This window comes from Fodinibius salsisoli (assembly GCF_026229185.1).
Taxonomy (GTDB): Bacteria; Bacteroidota; Rhodothermia; order Balneolales; family Balneolaceae; genus Fodinibius; species Fodinibius salsisoli.
In genome coordinates this window covers 22,442-44,033 of sequence record NZ_JAGGJA010000018.1, presented here as the reverse complement: position 1 = coordinate 44,033, position 21,592 = coordinate 22,442, and the positions used below count along the sequence as shown (strand labels likewise).

At 46.2% G+C, this 21,592-nt stretch carries 22 protein-coding genes; 12 read left to right on the top strand and 10 right to left on the bottom strand.

Annotation, left to right across the window (positions count from 1 at the left end):
- The first annotated feature begins 1 nt into the window (after window position 1).
- From udk to J6I44_RS18605, 3 genes are all read left to right on the top strand, one after another.
- A complete protein-coding gene (gene udk / locus J6I44_RS18615) occupies window positions 2–634 on the top strand; it encodes a uridine kinase (RefSeq protein ID WP_265767709.1) in 633 nt (210 codons plus the stop codon).
- 72 nt (window positions 635–706) lie between these two features.
- Entirely contained in the window at window positions 707–1,426 is a 720-nt protein-coding gene (locus tag J6I44_RS18610) for an SDR family oxidoreductase (protein ID WP_265767707.1), read from the top strand.
- Window positions 1,416–1,793 carry a DUF4296 domain-containing protein gene (locus tag J6I44_RS18605; protein WP_265767706.1) on the top strand — a complete coding sequence of 126 codons (378 nt, stop codon included), beginning with the start codon at window positions 1,416–1,418 and terminating at the stop codon, window positions 1,791–1,793. Before J6I44_RS18610 ends, J6I44_RS18605 begins: the two co-directional genes overlap by 11 nt.
- Before the next feature lie 13 nt (window positions 1,794–1,806).
- Here the strand turns inward: J6I44_RS18605 and J6I44_RS18600 are convergent, their stop codons facing one another.
- Window positions 1,807–3,741 (bottom strand): RecQ family ATP-dependent DNA helicase, encoded by a 1,935-nt coding sequence (locus J6I44_RS18600; RefSeq protein WP_265767705.1) that lies wholly within the window; start codon window positions 3,739–3,741, stop codon window positions 1,807–1,809.
- Window positions 3,742–4,126: 385 nt separating this feature from the next.
- Here J6I44_RS18600 and J6I44_RS18595 point away from each other — a divergent pair, with 385 nt between their 5' ends.
- The 9 genes from J6I44_RS18595 (at window position 4,127) to proC (ending at window position 13,051) form a co-directional block, all read left to right on the top strand.
- Window positions 4,127–4,816, top strand: a complete 690-nt coding sequence (locus tag J6I44_RS18595) for a GNAT family N-acetyltransferase (protein ID WP_265767704.1) — start codon at window positions 4,127–4,129, stop codon at window positions 4,814–4,816.
- Window positions 4,782–5,984, top strand: a complete 1,203-nt coding sequence (locus tag J6I44_RS18590) for an argininosuccinate synthase (RefSeq protein ID WP_265767703.1) — start codon at window positions 4,782–4,784, stop codon at window positions 5,982–5,984. The genes J6I44_RS18595 and J6I44_RS18590 overlap by 35 nt, the downstream gene beginning before the upstream one ends.
- On the top strand, window positions 5,977–6,954 hold the full coding sequence (argC, locus tag J6I44_RS18585) for an N-acetyl-gamma-glutamyl-phosphate reductase (RefSeq protein WP_265767702.1): 978 nt from the start codon (window positions 5,977–5,979) through the stop codon (window positions 6,952–6,954). The genes J6I44_RS18590 and argC overlap by 8 nt, the downstream gene beginning before the upstream one ends.
- Window positions 6,955–6,956: 2 nt before the next feature.
- The gene (locus J6I44_RS18580; RefSeq protein ID WP_265767701.1) at window positions 6,957–8,096 is read left to right on the top strand and encodes an aspartate aminotransferase family protein; all 1,140 of its coding nucleotides are present in this window, start codon (window positions 6,957–6,959) and stop codon (window positions 8,094–8,096) included.
- On the top strand, window positions 8,093–9,031 hold the full coding sequence (locus J6I44_RS18575) for an N-acetylornithine carbamoyltransferase (RefSeq protein ID WP_265767700.1): 939 nt from the start codon (window positions 8,093–8,095) through the stop codon (window positions 9,029–9,031). Before J6I44_RS18580 ends, J6I44_RS18575 begins: the two co-directional genes overlap by 4 nt.
- The gene (gene argB, locus J6I44_RS18570) at window positions 9,031–9,807 is read left to right on the top strand and encodes an acetylglutamate kinase (protein WP_265767699.1); all 777 of its coding nucleotides are present in this window, start codon (window positions 9,031–9,033) and stop codon (window positions 9,805–9,807) included. The genes J6I44_RS18575 and argB overlap by 1 nt, the downstream gene beginning before the upstream one ends.
- Complete coding sequence (locus tag J6I44_RS18565; protein WP_265767698.1) at window positions 9,804–10,865, top strand: M20 family metallo-hydrolase; 1,062 nt, start codon at window positions 9,804–9,806, stop codon at window positions 10,863–10,865. Before argB ends, J6I44_RS18565 begins: the two co-directional genes overlap by 4 nt.
- Before the next feature lie 75 nt (window positions 10,866–10,940).
- Window positions 10,941–12,233 carry an argininosuccinate lyase gene (gene argH / locus J6I44_RS18560; protein ID WP_265767697.1) on the top strand — a complete coding sequence of 431 codons (1,293 nt, stop codon included), beginning with the start codon at window positions 10,941–10,943 and terminating at the stop codon, window positions 12,231–12,233.
- 20 nt (window positions 12,234–12,253) lie between these two features.
- The gene (proC, locus tag J6I44_RS18555; RefSeq protein ID WP_265767696.1) at window positions 12,254–13,051 is read left to right on the top strand and encodes a pyrroline-5-carboxylate reductase; all 798 of its coding nucleotides are present in this window, start codon (window positions 12,254–12,256) and stop codon (window positions 13,049–13,051) included.
- Between the two features lie 50 nt (window positions 13,052–13,101).
- On the opposite strand, the gene J6I44_RS18550 is transcribed toward proC, so the two are convergent.
- The 9 genes from J6I44_RS18550 to J6I44_RS18510 form a co-directional block, all read right to left on the bottom strand.
- A complete protein-coding gene (locus J6I44_RS18550; RefSeq protein ID WP_265767695.1) occupies window positions 13,102–13,566 on the bottom strand; it encodes a hypothetical protein in 465 nt (154 codons plus the stop codon).
- Window positions 13,567–13,971: 405 nt separating this feature from the next.
- Entirely contained in the window at window positions 13,972–14,325 is a 354-nt protein-coding gene (gene frdD, locus J6I44_RS18545; RefSeq protein WP_265767694.1) for a fumarate reductase subunit FrdD, read from the bottom strand.
- A gap of 22 nt (window positions 14,326–14,347) precedes the next feature.
- Window positions 14,348–14,788, bottom strand: a complete 441-nt coding sequence (locus J6I44_RS18540; RefSeq protein ID WP_265767693.1) for a fumarate reductase subunit C — start codon at window positions 14,786–14,788, stop codon at window positions 14,348–14,350.
- Between the two features lie 25 nt (window positions 14,789–14,813).
- Window positions 14,814–15,557: a succinate dehydrogenase iron-sulfur subunit gene (sdhB, locus tag J6I44_RS18535; RefSeq protein WP_265767692.1), complete on the bottom strand. Its 744-nt coding sequence runs from the start codon at window positions 15,555–15,557 to the stop codon at window positions 14,814–14,816.
- Between the two features lie 29 nt (window positions 15,558–15,586).
- Entirely contained in the window at window positions 15,587–17,341 is a 1,755-nt protein-coding gene (gene frdA, locus J6I44_RS18530) for a fumarate reductase (quinol) flavoprotein subunit (protein ID WP_265767691.1), read from the bottom strand.
- Between the two features lie 298 nt (window positions 17,342–17,639).
- Window positions 17,640–18,143, bottom strand: a complete 504-nt coding sequence (locus J6I44_RS18525) for a tetratricopeptide repeat protein (protein ID WP_265767690.1) — start codon at window positions 18,141–18,143, stop codon at window positions 17,640–17,642.
- A gap of 247 nt (window positions 18,144–18,390) precedes the next feature.
- Window positions 18,391–19,158, bottom strand: a complete 768-nt coding sequence (locus tag J6I44_RS18520) for a succinate dehydrogenase/fumarate reductase iron-sulfur subunit (RefSeq protein ID WP_265767688.1) — start codon at window positions 19,156–19,158, stop codon at window positions 18,391–18,393.
- A 12-nt stretch (window positions 19,159–19,170) separates the two neighbouring features.
- Window positions 19,171–21,090 (bottom strand): fumarate reductase/succinate dehydrogenase flavoprotein subunit, encoded by a 1,920-nt coding sequence (locus tag J6I44_RS18515; RefSeq protein ID WP_265767687.1) that lies wholly within the window; start codon window positions 21,088–21,090, stop codon window positions 19,171–19,173.
- A gap of 70 nt (window positions 21,091–21,160) precedes the next feature.
- Window positions 21,161–21,556 carry a GxxExxY protein gene (locus J6I44_RS18510; RefSeq protein WP_265767686.1) on the bottom strand — a complete coding sequence of 132 codons (396 nt, stop codon included), beginning with the start codon at window positions 21,554–21,556 and terminating at the stop codon, window positions 21,161–21,163.
- Window positions 21,557–21,592 lie beyond the last annotated feature (36 nt).

Below are 21,592 nucleotides of genomic sequence, written 5' to 3'. Positions count from 1 at the left end.
TTTGGAACCACTCATTATCGGCGTAGCAGGGGGTAGCGGCTCTGGGAAAACAACGGTTGTACGGCATATCATCGATTCCATTGGTCAGGAGAATATTCTATTGCTACAGCACGACTCCTACTATCGCGACCTTAAGCATTTATCTTTTGAGGAACGCATCCAGCAGAACTTTGACCATCCCTCCTCGCTTGAGACCGAACTCATGATTCGCCACATTAAGGCACTGAAAAACGGATACCAGGCAGAAATCCCGATTTACGATTTTAGCAAACACATCCGGAAAGAAGAAACGCGGATGGCCAGTCCTCGTAAAATCATCCTGATTGACGGTATTCTTATTTTTAGTGAAAAGGAGCTCCTCGACCAGATGGATATCAAGCTATATGTGGATACGGATGACGATATTCGGCTGCTCCGGCGCATCAAGCGTGATATTGTTGAACGTGATCGTCAGCTTGAAAATGTACTCAGCCAGTACAAAAAGTTTGTTCGTCCCATGCACCTGGAATTTGTAGAACCGAGCAAGCGATATGCAGATATCATCATTCCCCGGGGCGGCCAGAATGAAATTGCCCTCGATATGGTAAATGCCCTTATCCAAGACCGCTTGAAATCTTCTGCAAACCAAAAATGATTTTGGTTATATTGCTTTGGAAGTAATTTTTGCCAGATCTGTTAAAAACATTTGAATTAGAGTCATTTTTCTATGGAGTTAACATCAAAAACAGCCGTTATTACCGGGGCAAGCAGTGGCATCGGCACGGCTTTTAGCCAGGCATTGATTGAAAAAGGAGTCACCGTATTTGGCCTCGCCCGTAGTTCTGATAAACTGGAAAAGATTCAGCAAAAGCTGGGCGATTCATTCATCCCGGTTACCCTGGATATTACCAACCATGATACCATTGACCAGTGGGTTAATAAGACCTTCCAACAGGAATATCCGGATATCCTGATTAACAATGCAGGCCTGGGACGCTTTGGAGATGTTGACGCTCTGCCTCTTGACGATTGGGAAGCGATGATCAGTACCAACCTATCGGGCGTCTTCTATATGTGCCGACAAATTGTCCCTAAGATGAAGAAAAACCCCAATGGTTGCCATATCATCAATATTGCTTCTATTGCAGGAAAAATAGGTAATCCCCAACTATCCGGATATAACGCCTCCAAATTTGGTGTTCGTGGATTCAGTGAGGCCCTCTTCAAAGAATTACGTTATGATGGTATCAAAGTGACCTGCTTTTGCCCCGGCTCTATTGCTACAAACTTTTTTAATGAGGCCAACAATTCTGAATCGCACGCCAACATGATGCAACCCGGGGAAGTGGCGGATGTACTTATCAATATACTGGAGACCCCCAGCAACTTCTTGATTAATGAAATTACCATGCGACCGTTAAATCCAAAGCATCCGGATGAGCAGTAAAATGAGAAGTTCTGTTGGATTGTTATTTCTACTCTGTGCTTTGGTGGGCTGCATGACCTCTCCCGAAGAACCGGACAACTTAATTCCGGAAGATCAATATATTTCTCTGTTGGTTGAGTTCCAGCTGGTACGTACCTACCAGGAAACCGGACGAATTGATAGCCTGGCGACTGATTCATTGCGAAAACGCATCTTTCAACACTATAATATTTCACCAACTGCTTTCCAATCCAGCCATACCTATTACCAGCAATTCCCAGGCGAACAAAAAAAGAGAATTGATAAAGCTATTGAAGAGCTTCGCATGGATCGGGTGGCCGACTCCATCCGTACCAGACGAAGAGCTCCCCTGCCCCCCAACAATTGATGTGCCATCTTACCTACTTATTGTTATTGACCCAGAAATATTTTTCCGTCTTTGCCCTGACTTTTTCTTCGCGTATCAGGTGGCTTAATGATCGCTTTATCCGTGCTTTACTCCACCCCAGTTGCCGGCAAAGGTGTCCTAATGTTTTCCCTCCCCCGCTTAGTGCCTGCCTGATCGCTAATAGGTCAGAATTCGTAAACTGTACGTCCTCTTTTTTCTTCTGTAAACAATTATCGCAATGACCACAAGGCGATACTTCTTGCTCCCCAAAGTACTGACGGATATATACTTCCCGACAATTTTCCGTTTGAATATAGCCTTTCATATAGGCTAATTTTTCAAGCAGGGTATTACGGTATTGCTCTAATTCTTCCTTTCGTAATCGAAGTTTTGCCTGCCGTTCATCTACCAGTTTTACCATGGGTTGCTCTCCGTTGAGTTCAAACTTCAGTAGCTGATCATGATCCTGAAGCACCTGCAATCCCTTTTTGACCGCATTAGGAGATACGCCCAGCTTTTGTTGTATATAATCGAAATCCAGGTATTTCATTGCAGCAAAGGCCTCTCCTCCGAATTGCCGGAGCAAGGTATCCAGGAATAGTGATTTTCGCTGGTTCTCGGATACTTGTATCTGCTCACGGATATAATCCTGGCTTGCAACAAATTGGATACCTACCCGTGGCTTCAGGTATTCAATTAACTCAATGATACTCAGCTGGTTAAGTACTTTAAGTGCCGACTGTGTAATTCGAGCCGGGTAGCCGGACCGCTTGGCCAATGCTCGTATCGAAACTTCTTCTGACTTCTCCATTTCAGCTCCTACTGCCAAATTTAAGCTATCGCAAAGTACATCATATACGTGTTGCAGCTGGTCCTTTTCGGGATACGAATCTTTGATACGCTGCCGGGCAATAGCTAAATCCGAAGGCTTAAACAGAAGCATCGGGAAGCTCTCCAGTCCATCGCGCCCCGCGCGGCCTGCCTGCTGGTAATACGCTTCCAGAGAATACGGCATCTCGTAGTGGATCACATAACGGCAGTCGGCTTTATCGATGCCCATGCCGAAGGCATTTGTAGCCACCACGAGAGGCAGATCACCCGCTATCCACCTGTTTTGAACCTCTTCCCTGTTTGATGATTCTATCCCTGCATGGTATGCTTCTGTTTTGACTCCAAGCTGATTCGTAATTTTCCGGGCAAGTTCCTCACAATTACGACGGGTACCCCCATAAATGAGCCCCGATCCCAATGGAGCCGCTTTTTTGACAGCATTCAATATTTTTTTCTGTTTCTGCTCAGTTGCGGTAACCCACCATTTTAAATTGGGCCGTTCAAACCCTTTTGAGATCACTTCCGGATCGGTAAAACCAAGGTTTTCTGCAATATCTGCACGCACTTCAGGGGTAGCGGTAGCAGTAAGGGCAATCCAGCTTACCGAGTCAGCTATGGACTCAAAAGCGGGTCTAATCTGGCGGTAACTTGGCCGAAAGTCGTGTCCCCACTCCGAAATACAATGGGCCTCATCAATGGCAATCAGGTCTACATCCAATCTTGGAAGCTCCGCTTCCCAGAGAGGGGTCTCGAGTCGTTCAGGGGCGCAATAAAGCAAATCATACATGCCGTTGCGGGCATTAACCAGCCGCTGTTCTACCTCCCAGGAAGAAATAGTGCTATTTACAAAGGTGGCTGCAATACCTCTCTCATTCAATTGGTGCACTTGGTCCTGCATAAGGGCCACCAGTGGAGAAATAACAATGGTCAGCCCCTCGAATAATACGGAAGGCAGCTGGTAACAGAGAGATTTCCCACCACCTGTTGGGAACAAAACCATCGTATTCTTTTTCTCCAACACAGACTTAATAGCAGCATCCTGCCCCTCGCGAAAGGAGGTAAATCCCCAATGCTTTTGTAAGGCTTCTCGGGCTATTTCTAAGGTTTCGTTATCCATTCTAACACATAAAAGTTATGGTCATCATATAATGGTCCACTGAAAAGGACAGATCATAAACCAGCAGTACAACTTACAATTTACATGGCCAAAAAAATATTTTGTATTTTGCCGGATAAGATATTATAATAGTCCCTAATGAAAAAACGCGGAAGACATATCAATTTTTTATTCGACAGTCCATCTGTTGATGTCCTCCCTATGTCTCCGCTTTGTCCAATTCGGCGGCCACGACCGCGGGCCCTCCTGGGCTCCTAAACACCTCTCTTGGTGGAGAGTCTCTTTTTCGCCACTCTCCCCACACTCCGACTTTACCGACAAACTCTTTTAACATCAGCAATAACTATATGCTGTTGTTTGATATCAATTTTACCCTTTTAACAATATGGATATTCAAATATCTGTAGCAGATTCGCGGCATTTTAAGCATGCAAAAGAAATTTGCGACCTCATGGAAGAAGCTGCCAAGCAGCGAGGTACCGGTATCGCCAAACGTAAGCCCGAGTATGTGCAGTCCAAAATGGAAGAAGGCAAAGGCGTTATTGCTGTTGATCTTGACAAAGATCAAGTGGCTGGCTTCAGTTATATCGAAAGCTGGGGACACGAAAAATATATTGCCAATTCCGGCCTTATTGTGCATCCCCATTACCGTAAGCTGGGATTAGGCCGACGCATTAAAGAGAACATTTTTGAACTTTCTCGCAAAAAATACCCGGATTCCAAAATCTTCGGTATCACCACCAGCATGGCGGTCATGAGGATCAACTCAGATATGGGATATAAACCCGTAACGTTTTCCGAGCTGACCGACGACGAAGAGTATTGGAAAGGATGCCAGAGCTGCCCTAATTATGATATTCTTACCAACGAAGATCGCAAGGGTTGCCTCTGCACGGGTATGCTTTACGACCCCAATGAGAAGACCTCCGAGAAAAAAGCTGACAAACAGACCCGCTGGAAGAAATTTAAGCGGTTTCTTCGGCTCCATCAACGAAACCTTCAACGTAAAACCAAAAAATTCCTAAACTTTCTAATCCAAGATGGCTCAACAAAAGAAAATAGTATTAGCGTTTAGCGGAGGACTTGACACCTCCTATTGTGTGCCCTATTTAAAGGAGCAATACCAAGCTGAAATTCATACCGTCCTCGTAAATACCGGTGGATTTGACCAACAGGAACTGGATGATATTGAGCAGCATGCGTACAGCCTCGGCAGCCATACGCACCAGACACTGGAGCGAACAGAAGACTATTATTCAAAAGTTATCCGGTATCTTATTTTTGGGAATATTCTCAAAAATAACACTTATCCCCTTTCAGTTAGCTCGGAACGTGTATTCCAGGCCGTAGCTATTGCTAAATACGCCCTGGAAGTGGGCGCCGATGCTATTGCCCACGGAAGCACCGGAGCCGGCAACGATCAGGTGCGCTTTGATCTTGTTTTCAATGTAATTGCCCCTGACCTGGATATTATTACCCCCATCCGCGATCAGCAGCTGACGCGTGAGGAAGAAGTGGCTTTTCTGCAGGATCACGATGTGGATATGGACTGGAGCCAGGCCAAATATTCGGTTAACAAGGGCCTGTGGGGCACCAGCGTGGGCGGAGCTGAGACCCTGACGTCAGACCAGCCATTGCCGGATGAAGCCTATCCCAGTCCGCTCAAAAAGGAAGAGCCTCAAACACTGAAATTAACGTTTACTGAAGGCGAACCGACAGCTATCAATGGTGAAAGCTACGGTTCCATCGAACTCATCCAAAAGCTGGATGCCCTTGCTTCCCAATATGCCATTGGCCGCGATATCCACGTGGGCGATACAATCATTGGCATTAAAGGCCGGGTTGGATTCGAAGCCGCTGCAGCCATGCTTATTATCAAAGCCCATGAGCAGCTGGAAAAGCATGTACTCACCAAATGGCAGCTCCACTGGAAAGATCAGCTTGCCAACTGGTACGGTATGATGCTCCACGAAGGACAATATCTCGATCCGGTGATGCGCAATATTGAAGCCTTTTTGGATGATACACAGCCCGTTGTGAACGGCACGGTTTCCATCCGTCTGTTGCCCTATCGCTTTGAAATTGAGGGCATCACGTCCGACAACGACCTGATGAACGCTAAATTTGGAGACTACGGCGAAATGAATAACGCCTGGAGCGGCGAAGACGTAAAAGGGTTCGCTAAAATCCTATCCAATCAAATTAAAATCCACCAATCAGTTAATAACAATAGTAATGATTAAAGCAGGAATTGTCGGGGGCACCGGATATGCAGCGGGCGAACTGTTGCGTATTCTACTCAATCATCCGGAAACAGAGATCCAATTTATTTTTAGTACCAGCAAGGCCGGCGAGCCTGTGGCTTCAGTCCACCGTGACCTGCTGGGAGAAACTGATTTACACTTCAGCCACGAGCTTGATTCTGATATCGATGTGCTCTTTTTATGCATGGGCCACGGAAATTCTGTGGAGTTCTTAGACTCCCACCCCGTGGATGATAGCACCAGAATCATCGACCTGAGTCGGGATTTCCGCCTGGCACCGGATCAAACGTACAACGATCGAAGATTTACCTACGGACTGCCGGAGCTTCAGAAAGAGGCTGTTAAGAACGCGGACAATGTTGCCAATCCCGGTTGCTTTGCTACCGCTATTCAATTGGCTCTCTATCCGTTAGCAAATAGTTCTAACCTTAATGAGGATGTGCATATTCACGGTATCACTGGTTCAACTGGTGCAGGGAGTTCAATGCGAGAAACCACGCATTTTAGCTGGCGTGATAGCAATGTCTCCATCTACAAACCATTGCGCCACCAGCATATCGGTGAAGTTCGCCAAAAAATTGAGCAGCTGGATCCCAATTTTGATCGAGAGCTGAACTTTATTCCCGTTCGAGGCGATTTTACGCGTGGGATCTTTATCTCCGCCTATACGCAATCCGACCTCTCGGCTGAGCAAGCCCGGGAACTCTTTAAAGATTATTACCAAGATTCACCCTTCGTTCATCTCAGTGATGAACCTATTCACTTAAAACAAGCCGTCAACACCAACAAAGACCTGCTGCACGTGGCAAAAGAGGATGGCAAACTGCTTATTACCAGCATCATTGATAATCTCTTGAAAGGAGCATCCGGGCAAGCCGTCCAAAATATGAACCTGATGTTTGATCTCGATGAATCTGCAGGTCTTTATCTCAAACCTTCACACTTTTAACTATGAAACTTTTTGATGTTTATCCCTTACTTGATTTAGAACCTGTAAAAGCCCAGGACCGCCATGTCTTCACGGCCGATGGCAATCAATACCTGGATTTTTACAGCGGCCATGGCGTAATATCTATCGGCCACTCGCATCCTCATTATGTGAACCAAATTAATCACCAGCTGCGGGATATCGGATTTTATTCCAACTCCGTTCAAAATCCCCTGCAACAAAAGTTTGCAACTAAATTAGGTAAACTTTCGGGCTATGAGGATTACCAACTGTTTTTGAGCAACTCCGGGGCTGAAGCCAACGAAAACGCCCTGAAGGCTGCTTCTTTCCATAACGGAAAATCAAAAATTGTAGCCTTTAAGAAGGCTTTTCACGGACGAACGTCAGCGGCCATCGGCATCACGGATAATGACAAATACGTAGCCCCCGTCAATAAAAGTGCGGAAGTAACTTTTTTAGAACTTAATGATCTGGAAGGCCTCCAAAAAGAACTGGCCGGCGGTGATGTCTGTGCGGTCATCGTGGAAGGCATCCAGGGCATTGGCGGTATTAACATTCCCGATGACGACTTCTTACAGAATGTGAGTCAACTCTGCTCTGAGACCGATGCGCTGCTTATCTGTGATGAAATCCAATCCGGATACGGACGTTCGGGACAGTTCTTTGCCCACCAACACGCCGGCATTAAAGCCGATATTGTGACAGTCGCCAAAGGCATGGGTAACGGATTTCCGGTTGCGGGTACTATTATTCATCCCGATATCGAACCTTTTTATGGAGAGCTGGGCTCTACCTTCGGTGGCAACCATCTGGCTTGTGCAGCAGCAACGGCCGTGCTTAATGTTATTGAAAATGAAAACCTTATTGAAAATGCGGCTCAACGGGGACAGGAGCTGCTGGAACGACTTGAGAACTTGCCTCAAGTTGAAGAGGTACGCGGCCGGGGACTCATGATTGGTATTGAATTTCCCTTCCCCATTAAGGAGCTTCGCCATACACTTATTGAAGAAGAACAGGTGCTGACGGGGGTTTCATCTGATCCCAACGTGCTGCGGCTCCTTCCTCCTTTGAGTGTTACTCAAAACGAAGTAAATCAATTTATAACCGCGCTCGAAAATGCGCTCAAACTATGTATGGCATGATGAAGCATTTTACATCAATCGAGGATGTCGATGATCCTCAGCAACTTATTCAGCAAGTCGTTGATCTAAAACAAAACCCGACCTCCTCCTCGGTCGGCCGGCAAAAGACGGTAGGACTCATATTCTTTAATCCCAGTCTGCGTACCCGACTGAGTACCCAAAAGGCCGCCCAAAACCTGGGGATGGATGTTATTGTGCTCAACATCAGCAAAGACTCCTGGAAGGTTGAATTTGAGGATGGTACCGTGATGGACGGCATTTCCCAGGAGCACATAAAGGATACGGTGAAAGTCATCAGCAGCTATTGCGATATTTTGGCCGTCCGCAGTTTTGCCACACTTCGTGACCGCGAAAAAGATTACGGTGAGCAGGTGCTGAACAATTTTATTGAACACAGCTCGGTACCCGTCATCAGTATGGAATCTGCGACGCTCCACCCGCTGCAGTCACTCACGGACATGGCGACCATTGCCGACATCGGGATCAAAAAACCGAAAGTAGTACTCAGCTGGACACCCCATCCCAAGCCGCTTCCACAGGCCGTAGCCAATTCTTTTTTGCAGTGGCTCCCGGCCATCGAGGCCGATATTACTATAACTCACCCTCAAGGATATGAACTGGCAGAAAGCTTTGCAGATGGATTTATGCAAACTTATGACCAGGAAGAAGCCTTTAAAGATGCCAACGTTATTTATGCTAAAAATTGGTCAAGCTACACTGATTATGGAGCTACGCCGAACGTCAATGGCACCTGGACCATCACACCAGAGAAAATGGCACTCACGAACCAGGCTGAATTTATGCATTGCCTTCCGATACGCCGAAATGTGGTAGCATCGGACGAAGTGATAGATCACTCTATTGTGTACCAGCAGGCCAAGAACCGCGAGTATGCTGCGCAAGCCGTACTTCAAAACCTATTGGAAAATCTATAATGCAGACTTTGAACATTGTAAAGATTGGCGGCAGTATTGCCAATAATGAAGATCGACTACCAACTTTTTTGGATAATTTTGTAGCCATGGACCATCCCAAGATTCTGGTCCACGGCGGCGGATCCTCCGCCTCTGATCTCTGCAAAAAGCTGGGCATCCCCATCCAAATGAAAGATGGGCGGCGCATTACGGACAAGCCTGCTTTGGATGTGGCTGTGATGGTGTACGCCGGACTGCTCAATAAGAAGATTGTTGCAAAACTCCAGGGACGTTCTACCAATGCAATTGGTCTTTCAGGCGCTGACCTCAATATCATCCCTGCAAAAAAACGAAACCATCCGACCATAGATTTTGGTTTTGTAGGCGATATTACGGCTGAAGACGTCAATACTTACTTTATTAAGCGACTGCTGGATGAGCAGGTCGTGCCTGTCTTTCCGGCTATCACGCACGATACCCAAGGCCAGCTTTTCAATACCAATGCCGATACCATTGCCTCGGTCCTGGCCATTGCGCTTTCTGATCGCTATCAATCAACGTTAACCTACTGTTTTGAAAAACAGGGCGTCCTCCGGGATATTAATGATGAAGAATCCTGGATCGAGGAAATTGACCATGATAAATACATCCAGCTAAAAGATGAGGGAATAATTCACGAAGGCATGATTCCCAAACTCGACACCGCATTTGAAGCGCTTCAGCAAGGAGTGCACCAAGTTAATATCAAACATGCCGATAATTTGTTAAACCTAAGGGGAACTAAACTTACACCATGAGCGAACTATTTACGGATGCAACAGAACTTCTCAAACGGCTGATCGCCACCCCTTCTCTTTCCCGAGAAGAAGATCAGACCGGAGATATAATCCAGCAGTTTTTGGAGGATCGAGACATTCCGACTTCTCGACACAAGAATAATATTTGGGCAACCAACAAGCATTTTGATCCGGAAAAACCGACGATTTTACTGAATTCGCATCACGACACCGTTAAACCGAATTCCGGGTATACCAAAGATCCCTTTACCCCGCAGGTAGAAGATGGTAAACTCTTTGGTCTTGGCTCGAATGACGCGGGTGGACCACTTACAACTCTTATTGCAACTTTTGTTCATTTTTATCCACAGAAAAACTTGAACTATAACTTTGTACTCGCCCCAACAGCGGAAGAGGAAATTTCCGGGGATGATGGTATTGTCTCCATCCTGGATAAGATTCCGGATATTGATTTTGCTATTGTGGGTGAACCGACACAGATGCGAATGGCGGTGGCCGAAAAAGGACTTATGGTACTGGAATGTACCGCCAAGGGTATTAGTGGACATGCAGCCCGTGATGAAGGTAAAAATGCCATCTACATTGCCATGGACGATGTGAACTGGTTTAAGAACTACCGCTTCGAGGAAGTATCGGAGACCTTGGGTCCCGTTAAGATGACCGTGACCGAAATTCAGGCCGGCAGCCAACATAATGTCGTACCCGATACCTGTACCTTTACGGTGGATATCCGAAGTACCGATGTGTACGATAATGCTCAGATTTTGGAAACGCTTAAAGAAAATATTGAATCTGAAGTTACCGCGCGGTCTATCCGCCTGAACCCTTCGTTCATTCCACTGGATCATCCTATCGTCCAGTCCGGTGATAAACTGGGCCTGGCGAAGTACGGATCTCCAACGCTATCCGATCAGTCGGTACTTTCAGTTCCTTCGTTGAAGATGGGTCCTGGCAAGTCGGCACGTTCACATACTGCGGATGAGTTTATCAAACTGGAGGAGATCGAGGAAGCGATTGACATCTATATCAAACTGCTGGATGCCGTTGTCAATAAATAGGTATTGGTTATTAGGACTTAGGACACAAGCCACTTTCTGAATAACCAATAACCATTAACAAATAACAAAACCGCCATGAAACTTTGGGATAAAGGACAAACCTCTACCAGCGACATCATTGATCGATTTACGGTTGGCAACGACCGAGTGTTGGATTTACAGATTGCCGAATACGATCTAAAGGCATCCCAAGCACACGCCAAGATGCTCAACAGTATTGAAATTCTCTCTGATCAAGAAACAGCGGATCTGATCGCGGCCCTCGATCAGCTGTTGGTTCAAGTTGATGAAGGCACCTTCACGATTGAAGAAGATTTTGAAGATGTGCATTCAAAGATCGAATATGAACTCACCCAGGAGCTGGGCGAGACAGGAAAAAAAATCCATGCCGGACGTTCGCGCAACGACCAGGTGCTCGTCTGCCTGCATATGTATGTGAAAGAGCAGCTAACGGAAATTAAGGAGCTTACCAAAGCTCTTTTTGAGCAGCTTATTGAACTCAGTGAAGAGCATAAAGAAGTGCTTATTCCCGGTTATACGCACATGCAGGTAGCGATGCCTTCGTCCTTTGGCCTATGGTTCGGTTCCTATGCCGAATCACTGATTGATGACTTGCATATGCTGCAGGCTGCTTATCGTATTGCGGATCAAAACCCGTTGGGATCAGCGGCCGGTTATGGTACCTCGCTCCCGTTGGATCGATCCATGACTACGGAACTACTCGATTTTGATACTTTAAAATATAACTCCGTAGCTGCGCAGATGAGTCGCGGCCGCCTGGAGAAGATGACCAGCTTTGCGTTAAGCGCGGTGGCCGGAACGCTCTCCAAACTGAGTATGGATGTTTGTCAATACATGAGCCAGAATTTTGGCTTTCTCTCATTCCCGGATGAACTGACTACCGGCTCAAGTATTATGCCGCATAAAAAGAATCCGGATGTTTTTGAGCTGGTGCGGGCAAAATCCAACAGTATCCAGAATCTGCCCAGCGAGCTTACACTTATAACCAATAACCTGCCCAGCGGCTACCATCGCGACTTTCAACTGCTCAAGGAAACGCTCTTTCCGGCTGTCGAAACCTTAAAATCGTGCCTGGATATCAGCCGCTTTATGTTTGAGCAGGTGGAAGTCAAAACGGATATCATTGAAGATAAAAAGTATGATTATCTTTTTAGTGTAGAGGAAGTCAACAAAAATGTTCTGGATGGTGTGCCCTTCAGGGAAGCCTACCAGAGCGTAGGCCAGGCGATTGAAGAGGGCAATTTTGTACCGGATAAGTCTATCAACCATACTCATGAAGGCAGTATTGGGAATCTTTGCAATAAAGAAATACGAGAAAAATTTAATCTCGTTTATAACCAATTTTAATAATCTAAAATCACTGAACAATGAAAAATGTAGCGATTCTTGGTGGGGGAAATCTTGGTACGGCGCTGGCACAGGGGTTGGCGCGTACCGAAGAAGCCGCATCTAAATACAAAGTAACCGTAACACGGAGGACTCCTGACCATATCCGGCATCTTGAAGATAAAGGCATTACCGTAACTGACGATAATACGGAAGCCGTAAAAGGAGCAGATTTGCTTATTATAGCGGTTCAGCCGGCTCAAATAGAAGGACTTATTGAAGAAATTAAGCCGGCCATAGATCCACAAAAGCATATCATTGCTTCGACGATGGCCGGTGTCAAAAGCGAAGATATTGCAAAGCTTACGGGATCCGGGGTACGAATTCTTCGGGTGATGCCCAATACAGCTGCTGCTATCAATCAGGCGATGACCTGTATCGAGAAAACGCCTCATAAAGAAGCTGAGAAAGAGGTTATTGCCCTGTTTGATACATTGGGTGAAACGCTGGTTATTAATTCGGAACTGATGGAAGCCTCGACGGTACTTGGAGCCTGTGGTATTGCTTTCTTCTTGCGATACATTCGCGCTGCATCACAGGGAGGTATTGAGGTCGGTTTCCATGCCGAGGAAGCACAGCTTATTGCTTCGCAAACGGCCCTTGGTGCTTCCGCCCTGCTACTGGAATCCAACAGCCATCCAGAACAGGAGATCGACAAGGTCACGACCCCCAAAGGGTGTACCATTGCCGGCCTTAACGAGATGGAACACAATGGACTAAGCTCAGCCCTGATTAAAGGCATAAAGCTCTCGTGCGATATGATTGAGAATATTAGATAAATCTGTCTACACCCGTTAGACCGCTCAAAGCGGTTTGACGGGTACTGGAGCTATTCTAAGATATTTTTAATTTTATTTTGGCTAACCTTCTTGCAAGATTTTTTTAAGATATCTTTCTTACCTACACTCAAAAGCTCCATAGTTTTCTTTTTATTTATCAATGATCCGCTTCTTATACCAGCATAATCAGGGAAACTCGAATATTCCCATTTTAGAAGGCTATCAACAAGATTGGCTTTCAATGGATTATGATGAATGTAATAAAGACAAATCCTTCCATACTCTCTCGAATCTATTTTAATCGATTTAGTTTTTTGCCGAAATAGAGATCCACTCCGTTGCTCTTGTTTATTGATTGCCTGTGTATAAGAGCTTAACAGAACTGCAATTTTTCTAATCAAAGGGTGTTGCTCTTCACCCGCCGGACCGCTCAAAGCGGTCTGACGGGTTTCTCGGACATTTTTACTCTTTCCAACCTTCCTCACATATAACAGCCAGTGAAAATGATTAGGCATCAAACAATAGCTGAGAATATCACAATGTGGAATCAGCTGCGAACGCATTTTCCTGATAAAATAGAGATAGTTTCTCCGTGAAAAGAATATAGGTTGATGGTTATTGCCTTGATTATAAACGTGTTATAGACTCTCTGGCTTAAAGTTCATGAATCTTTGCTTTTGTAAGTAAGACCGCTGCCAGACCCAATCCTTACAAAATATTTTCATTTTATCCGTTATTAACTTGATAATCAATGAACGGTATCCATTCAACTTTTTATCAAATTTCTAAAAATAAGCTCCATTCGCTGAGCGATGGAGAAAAATATAGGAATAAAATGGGCAGGATTTTTCATCCCCAAAAAGCCTTTGCAAGGCATGTGCCTTTTTCACGTAGCGATATCTTTTCAGTAGTTTACAAACTCAAATAGACAGCACAAAGATAAGTCCTATTACCGTTCCTACGATAGCGCTGCCATAACAAAATACTACAATATACTGCTCCAGATGCTTGAGCTGCAGTCCATCATAAAGAGTAAAACGGAAACGGTGCGCCCAATGGAACAGGGACAGTGATATAAGGGCAAATAAATAGATGCGCGAAAGCGGATGTCGCGCCAATTCGACGAGCCCCTCGTAATCCGGCATGGCAAACCAGCCAAGAGGAATTGCAATTCCTATCAGGGCGACATGTATAGGGATAAAGAAAGCCGAAATCGTCCCTCCCGCTCCGAAAAGGGTCCACCAGAATGGATCGTTATTTTTTTTGTTAGCCATACAGACTATAGATTTCAGTTATTCATCTGGCCAGTATCAGAGTTGCAATGGCCAGGGAAAGAGCGATCCACATCAAAAAATTTATAGTAATGATCACCCCTCCGGGTATTCGTTTCTTTCCGATCCGAAGTACCATGGCTGTCGGTGCAAGGTTAAACCAGGTGATAGCATGAAAAACCACAAATAAAAAGATGATAACATGCAACCCTATTGAAAAAGGTGTACTAAACCACGCAACCAACGCCTCCCAGGCTTCCGCACCCTGGCTTAACGCCCTTACCTGAAAAATTAAAAGTACTGCATAAGCTGCTACAAAGAGACTGGTTAGTTCTCGCACGATAAACTTCACAAAGGGCTTTTTATGAACCCACCAGAAAATGGACATTCGTGGGCTGTATCTCTCGGGTCGGTAACGCTGGTACCGAGGATTCGTGCTGGTATTGATGTCATCAGTTTTAGCCATTTTTTTGCGGCTTATAGGTTGCCATTTATGTATCTCCCCACGGCACAACAACCGATTTCCACCACTCTGCGGCGCCCGAGACCTTATACCGCTGAATAGCACCGGCCGGGTCAACCGCCTTGGGACAGACTTCAGAACATTCACCAACCAGCGTACAACTGTAGATCCCCCCCTCGCCCAGCAGTTCTTCGTTTCGTTGTTTCCGGCCCTCGTCTCGGCTGTCGTAATTATAGCGCTGGGCCAGTGCAATAGCTGCAGGACCCACAAATTCCGGTTCAAGTCCTGCTACCGGGCAGGCGGCATAGCAGAGCATACAGTTAATGCACATGCTGTATTGATCGTATTCGGCTTTTTGCTCCGGTGTCTGTCGATATTCGCCCTCGGGAACCGGTTTTACCTGGTCCGTTATCAACCAGGGTTTAACCCGCTTCAGCTTGTCCATAAAACCATCGGTGTTGACAACGAGATCACGAATAACATCAAAATAAGAGAGCGGAGCAACGCGGATGGGGCCGGGAAGACATTCCTCCAGAAAAGTAGCACATGTAAGTACAGGCTTATCGTTAACCATCATGCCGCAACTGCCGCATACCCCCATCCTGCAAGACCAACGGTATGAGAGTGTCCCATCAATGTTATCCTTGATGTAATTAAGTGCATCGAGTACGACCCACTTTTTGCGAAGCGGCACTTTATATTCCTGGAAGTAAGGTTCCGTATCCTTCTCGGGCAAATATCTCTGAACTTCAAGTGTGATGGTCGTTTCCATAACATTTATGGTTTCATATTGAACATTCTTTAATGTCCATATACCCGCTCACCCGGTGGCCAGCGGGTAATGGTTACAGGCTGATACTCAATTTTAGGTGGCCCAACTTCGGATTTATAAGCCATACTGTGGGCCAGAAAATGTTCATCGTCCCGGTCCGGATAGTTCACCCGCTGGTGAGATCCCCGGGATTCCGTTCTCTGTAAAGCAGATTGAATGATAGCCTCCGAAATATCAAGCATATTCGAAAGTTCAAGGGCCGCAACAAGTTCCGTATTGAAGGTATAGCTGTGATCTTCAATAGAGACGTTCATCAAGCGCTCTTGCAGCTCCTGAATTTTTTCTTGTGATCTTTCCAGGGAGTCCTCACTTCGATAAATGCCGACCCCTTTTTCCATGGCCTGATACATCTCCTGCCTTATGGAGGCGATAGATTCGGGATTACTGCCATTCTCAGAAAAGAATCCCTTTTCAATGCGTCTGCTCTCATCGGTTGCAAGAGCTTCCAGGGCAGAACTGAATGGTTTTTGTTCAGATGCAAATTCGGCCGCGGCCTGTCCCGCCCGGGCTCCGAATACAAGCAGCTCCGTCAGTGAATTTGATCCAAGGCGATTCGCACCATTTATACTGACGCAAGCCGTCTCCCCGGCGGCGTAAAGACCGTCCAGCTTCGTGGCTCCGTGAATATCTGTATCGATCCCCCCCATCATATAGTGTACGACGGGACGAACCGGTATCATCTCTTTGACGGGATCGATATTTTCGTATTTCAGGCAAAGTTCTCTCACAAAGGGGAGTTTTCGGTCTATGATTTCTTCGCCGAGATGCTGAATATCAAGATGGATATAAGAGCCATAAGGGCCTTCTATTGTCCGTCCCTTTTCCTCTTCTTTTTCAAACGCCTGGGAGAGACGATCCCGGGGGCCCAGTTCCATTGAACGGTGAATCGGTTCCGGTTTGGGCTCGCCGAGGTCATAATCCTGAAGATACCGGTAACCATCCTTGTTGAGCAGGTGTCCTCCTTCAGCACGGGCCGCTTCAGTGATGAGTATACCGGTAAACGGCAGTCCCGTAGGGTGATACTGTACGAATTCCATATCTTTGAGCGGAACGCCCTCTCGATAAGCAAATGCCATCCCATCCCCCGTCTTGATGTTGCCGTTGGTAGTAAACGGAAAAATACGACCACACCCACCGGTACACATAATGACACTCCTCGCCGCTATAGCTTCAATCTTTCCCGTAGCCAGCTCAATAGCAACGACTCCCTGGCACCGCCCGTTATCTACCAACAACCTGGTTACATAATATTCGTCATAACGCTGGATGGGATCATACTTCATAGTGGTCTGGAACATTGTATGAAGTAGGTGAAATCCAGTTTTGTCAGCTGCAAACCAAGTGCGTTTATTGGTCATGCCGCCAAACGAACGGACCGCAATACTGCCATCTTCCTCCCGGCTCCATGGACATCCCCAATGCTCGAGCTGAAGCAACTCTTTCGGGGCCTCCTTGACAAATGCCTCCACAGCATCCTGATCACACAACCAGTCGCCTCCTGAGATAGTGTCATAGGCATGGTCATCGAAACTGTCGTTGTCCTTAATCACGGCGGCGGATCCCCCTTCTGCAGAAACTGTATGGCTCCGCATAGGATAAACTTTTGAAACTACCGCAATGCTCAGTTCAGGATTCGTCTCAGCCACCGCAATGGCAGCACGTAGCCCCGCACCGCCACCCCCAACAATGAGTACATCGTGTTCATTAGGTCCGTAACGAGCCATAATTTTCCCCTCCTATGGTTACGGATTGCACGTCTAATATTGCCGAAAGTGGGATCGACACCTCTGGTAAACCTCATCACAATACGAACAGCTCTCTCCTTTGCGCATATTTTCGAAACACTGTCTTACCCTCCTCCGCTTTTAACTATTAAAAGCCTGACAAGGCGCAACCCTATCTCTTATTCCACAATGCTGCTATTATTTAATTAACCATACTTCCGCTAGAAATACAAGGCTAAATAAAGAACTCTTCCCATGGCTTCATTCCGCTAACGTAAAGCTGTTACTCATCATACCACTACACATCGAGAAACGGGGGCTCTCGCACATCATCCGGAGCCGGCTTCAGATTGTGTTGCTTAATAAAACGAATACAAGCATTCCAACGGAGTATGGACTCTTCATTCGTCTCTTGACGGATTTCCTCTGCATTTTTATAGTGCTGTAAAGCCTGATTAAGGTATTCATAGGCCATATAACTGGCCCGGGGTGTTGAACGCTTCAGAGCCGCCCTGGCCTGGCGTTCGTAGATAAGGCCGAGGCAATATTCTGTCTCATAGTTATCGGTTAATTTTGAAACAACCTCACGGGCCTGTTGCAGACTTCTCTTATTTTCTCCCTCAAACTGATCTGTAATGGCCAGAATAAGGGTATGAGTTGCTTGCTGGTTATCAGGATCTGTCCTAAGGATATCACGGCATATGCTTTCGGCCTGCCAGGGTTGATTTAGCAGGCGGTAACGAGTGGCTTTCTCCAGTGCTTGCGGAATGGCCTCTTGCGATATTGGTTTTAATTCAGGCATAACGGAGAATTTAGGCGTTAAAAACGCTACTTTATTTAAAATAACAAAATTCTTCCTTTCTTTTATCTTTAATACCTATTCTTCGGGTAAATGGAAGCCTGCCAATATCTTCTTGAAAGAAGCTCTCTCTGATTTAAAAAATATACAACGACGACCGACATCTGTTCTACCCATCAGATCGACTGGAGCGGTCTGACGGGTAAATATAGCTTTTAAGCCAATTTAGCTCACTAAAAATAGCCAAGTATTACACCTCTTCGCCTGCCAGTGCCGCTTTCATATAATTTCTACGCATTTCTGCAATAGCTGAGATTGAAATTCCCTTTGGACAGACGGCTTCACATTCGGCATAGTTGGAGCAGTCCCCAAATCCTTCCTCTTCCATCTGTTCTACCATAGCTATCGTTCGCTTCTTGCGTTCCGGTTCACCCTGCGGTAAACGATTGAGGTGGGCCAATTTAGCACCAGTAAACAAGGAGGCTGAAGAGTTCGGACAGGCTGCTACACAAGCACCGCATCCGATACAGGTTGCGTAATCGAAAGCAGTATCAGCTACAGATTTATCTATGGGTATAGAATTCGCGTCGGGGGCTGAACCGGTCTTTATGGACACATAGCCACCGACCTCGACAATCCTGTCGAAAGCGCTGCGATCTACAACCAAATCTTTTATCACAGGAAATGCTTTTGCCCGGAAAGGCTCAACAACAATGGTATCGCCATCGCTGTAATTACGCATGTGCAGCTGACAGGTACAGGTCATCGCCTTAGGTCCATGCGCCCGTCCGTTGATAACCAGATTACAAGAGCCACAGATTCCTTCGCGGCAATCATAATCAAATTCCACAGGATCTTCTTTTCCTTCGGCGACGATCTGTTCATTCAGAACATCGAGCATCTCCAGAAAAGACATGTGCTCATTGACATTGTTGAGGGTATAATCAACCAGCTTACCCGGTTGGTCCGGTCCTTCTTGTCGCCATACTTTTAAGTGGATGCTAAATTCTTCAGCCATTTTATCCGTATTCTATTTGTAACTACGTTGTTTCAGTTCAACAAATTCAAATTCCAGATTTTCTTTGTGCAGCTTTTCCTGGAGCTCGCCATTCACACCCTGGAATTCCCAAGCAGCTACGTAAGAGAAATCCTCATCATTCCGAAGGGCTTCTCCTTCATCAGATTCATGTTCGACTCTAAGGTGGCAGCCGGCGGACTCATCCCGCTGGAGGGCATCTTTTGCCATCAGCTCACCCAGTTCGAGGAAGTCAGCCACACGTCCGGCAAATTCTAAATATTTATTGTAATTCGTTGCTTCACCGGGCACACGAACGTTTTCCCAGAATTCCTTACGAAGAGCCTTAATTTCTTCGATTGCTTGCTTAAGCCCCTCTTCGCTACGGGCAATACCCACCTTATCCCACATAATCTGTCCCAGTTCACGGTGGAAATCGACCACACTTTTATCCCCCTGAACACCTAATAGCTTATCAATATGGCCTTGGGCATTATCAGCGGCTTCATCAAAAGCTTCATGCTTGGTATCTATGTCAGACAGCTCTACATCAGCTAAGTAGTTCCCCACGGTGTACGGGATGATAAAGTATCCATCCGAAAGTCCCTGCATCAATGCACTTGCACCTAAACGGTTAGCCCCGTGGTCGGAGAAGTTTGCCTCACCGGCTACGAACAGTCCCGGCACATTGCTCATTAGGTTATAATCAACCCACAAGCCGCCCATGGTGTAGTGTACCGCCGGGAATATGCGCATGGGCTCTTCATAGGGATTGTCGCCGGTGATATTCTCGTACATCTCAAAAAGATTGCCGTACTTCTCAGAGATTGTCTTCCGGCCATCCCGCTCGATAGCATCACGGAAATCCAGGTAGACCGCTCGTCCCGTTGGTCCTACCCCCATGCCTTCATCACAAACAATCTTAGCATTCCGGGAAGCTACATCACGAGGCACCAAGTTTCCGAAAGCAGGGTACTTCTCTTCCAAATAATAATACCGTTCATCCTCAGGAATATCGTGCGGATGGCGGTCATCGCCTTTTTCTTTGGGGACCCAAACCCGACCATCATTACGGAGGCTCTCACTCATCAGCGTCAGCTTAGACTGATAGTCTCCGGAAACAGGGATACAAGTTGGATGGATCTGTACATAACAAGGATTGGCAAAGCCGGCCCCTCGCTTATGACAGCGCCAGGCTGCCGTGACGTTGGAATTCTTTGCATTTGTCGACAGATAAAAAACGTTTCCATAGCCACCGCTGGCCAGAACGACCGCATCGGCCATCCAGCGCTCTATTTTACCGGAGACAAGATCCCGGGTTACAATACCACGGGCACGTCCATCCACCTTCACTAAATCCAACATTTCGTGGCGCGTGTGCATCTCAATATTCCCCTCGTGCACCTGTCGCATCATCGCCTGGTAGGCACCGAGTAAAAGCTGCTGGCCCGTTTGTCCACGGGCATAAAATGTACGAGAAACCTGTGCACCACCGAACGACCGGTTGGCTAACAGTCCGCCGTACTCACGGGCAAAAGGAACGCCCTGTGCCACCGCCTGGTCAATAATTTCATTGGATATCTCAGCCAATCGATAGGTATTGGATTCACGAGAGCGGTAGTCTCCTCCTTTGATGGTATCATAAAACAATCGCCACACCGAGTCCCCATCATTGGGATAATTTTTGGCGGCATTAATCCCCCCCTGTGCAGCAATACTGTGAGCTCGGCGTGCGGAATCCTGAATGCAGAAACTCTTTACGTTGTAGCCAAGTTCAGCCAGTGTTGCCGCTGCTGATCCTCCGGCCAGCCCCGTTCCCACAACAATAATATCATGTTTCCTCTTATTGTTGGGAGCCACCAAGTTAATGTGCTCTAAATGATTAGACCATTTATCTTTTAACGGTCCGGATGGTACTTTCGAATCTAAGTTCATAGAAACCTACTTTTTGCCACTAATACACAAAAACACCAAATTTTTTTTATATGCATTAGTGAGTAAAATTTTAATTGACAAACCGTTTTATTCCTTTGCCAATGTTTTTCACATTGAAATTAATTAAATAACCAAGTCTTTTATCAAGTAATTTAAGATGACTCAAAATCTGTGCTTCCCAAACAGGGTTTATTTCATCTAATGCTTTCAACTCACAAATTACCTCATCAGCAACAAGAACATCCAGTCTCAATCCTTCATAGTGAATAGGCAAAGCTACCTGTCTCCTACTTTGGATAGCTTTCTTGGACAGTTCATGGCAAAAACAAATTTCATAAATCTTTTCTAATAATCCGGGACCAAGGGACTTATGAACCCTGTAAGCTGAATCGACAATACCTTTCCCAATTTTCTCCAACTCAGGAGATATCGGATCATATTGGTTATGTTTATCAGCCTGTTCCAAATTGACTTATTTTGAGTTTTTGAGCTTTTGTGGCAA

What these genes read in the sequence shown, in the direction of transcription:
- J6I44_RS18605 (WP_265767706.1), top strand. Translation starts at nt 1,416, where the DNA reads ATGAGCAGTAAAATGAGAAGTTCTGTTGGATTGTTATTTCTACTCTGT.
- J6I44_RS18600 (WP_265767705.1), bottom strand. Translation starts at nt 3,741, where the DNA reads ATGGATAACGAAACCTTAGAAATAGCCCGAGAAGCCTTACAAAAGCAT.
- argB (WP_265767699.1), top strand. Translation starts at nt 9,031, where the DNA reads ATGCAGACTTTGAACATTGTAAAGATTGGCGGCAGTATTGCCAATAAT.
- J6I44_RS18610 (WP_265767707.1), top strand. Translation starts at nt 707, where the DNA reads ATGGAGTTAACATCAAAAACAGCCGTTATTACCGGGGCAAGCAGTGGC.
- J6I44_RS18540 (WP_265767693.1), bottom strand. Translation starts at nt 14,788, where the DNA reads ATGGCTAAAACTGATGACATCAATACCAGCACGAATCCTCGGTACCAG.
- J6I44_RS18515 (WP_265767687.1), bottom strand. Translation starts at nt 21,090, where the DNA reads ATGAACTTAGATTCGAAAGTACCATCCGGACCGTTAAAAGATAAATGG.
- J6I44_RS18580 (WP_265767701.1), top strand. Translation starts at nt 6,957, where the DNA reads ATGAAACTTTTTGATGTTTATCCCTTACTTGATTTAGAACCTGTAAAA.
- J6I44_RS18590 (WP_265767703.1), top strand. Translation starts at nt 4,782, where the DNA reads ATGGCTCAACAAAAGAAAATAGTATTAGCGTTTAGCGGAGGACTTGAC.
- proC (WP_265767696.1), top strand. Translation starts at nt 12,254, where the DNA reads ATGAAAAATGTAGCGATTCTTGGTGGGGGAAATCTTGGTACGGCGCTG.
- sdhB (WP_265767692.1), bottom strand. Translation starts at nt 15,557, where the DNA reads ATGGAAACGACCATCACACTTGAAGTTCAGAGATATTTGCCCGAGAAG.
- J6I44_RS18525 (WP_265767690.1), bottom strand. Translation starts at nt 18,143, where the DNA reads ATGCCTGAATTAAAACCAATATCGCAAGAGGCCATTCCGCAAGCACTG.
- J6I44_RS18520 (WP_265767688.1), bottom strand. Translation starts at nt 19,158, where the DNA reads ATGGCTGAAGAATTTAGCATCCACTTAAAAGTATGGCGACAAGAAGGA.
- argC (WP_265767702.1), top strand. Translation starts at nt 5,977, where the DNA reads ATGATTAAAGCAGGAATTGTCGGGGGCACCGGATATGCAGCGGGCGAA.
- J6I44_RS18565 (WP_265767698.1), top strand. Translation starts at nt 9,804, where the DNA reads ATGAGCGAACTATTTACGGATGCAACAGAACTTCTCAAACGGCTGATC.
- J6I44_RS18595 (WP_265767704.1), top strand. Translation starts at nt 4,127, where the DNA reads ATGGATATTCAAATATCTGTAGCAGATTCGCGGCATTTTAAGCATGCA.
- argH (WP_265767697.1), top strand. Translation starts at nt 10,941, where the DNA reads ATGAAACTTTGGGATAAAGGACAAACCTCTACCAGCGACATCATTGAT.
- frdA (WP_265767691.1), bottom strand. Translation starts at nt 17,341, where the DNA reads ATGGCTCGTTACGGACCTAATGAACACGATGTACTCATTGTTGGGGGT.
- frdD (WP_265767694.1), bottom strand. Translation starts at nt 14,325, where the DNA reads ATGGCTAACAAAAAAAATAACGATCCATTCTGGTGGACCCTTTTCGGA.
- J6I44_RS18575 (WP_265767700.1), top strand. Translation starts at nt 8,093, where the DNA reads ATGATGAAGCATTTTACATCAATCGAGGATGTCGATGATCCTCAGCAA.
- J6I44_RS18550 (WP_265767695.1), bottom strand. Translation starts at nt 13,566, where the DNA reads ATGCCTAATCATTTTCACTGGCTGTTATATGTGAGGAAGGTTGGAAAG.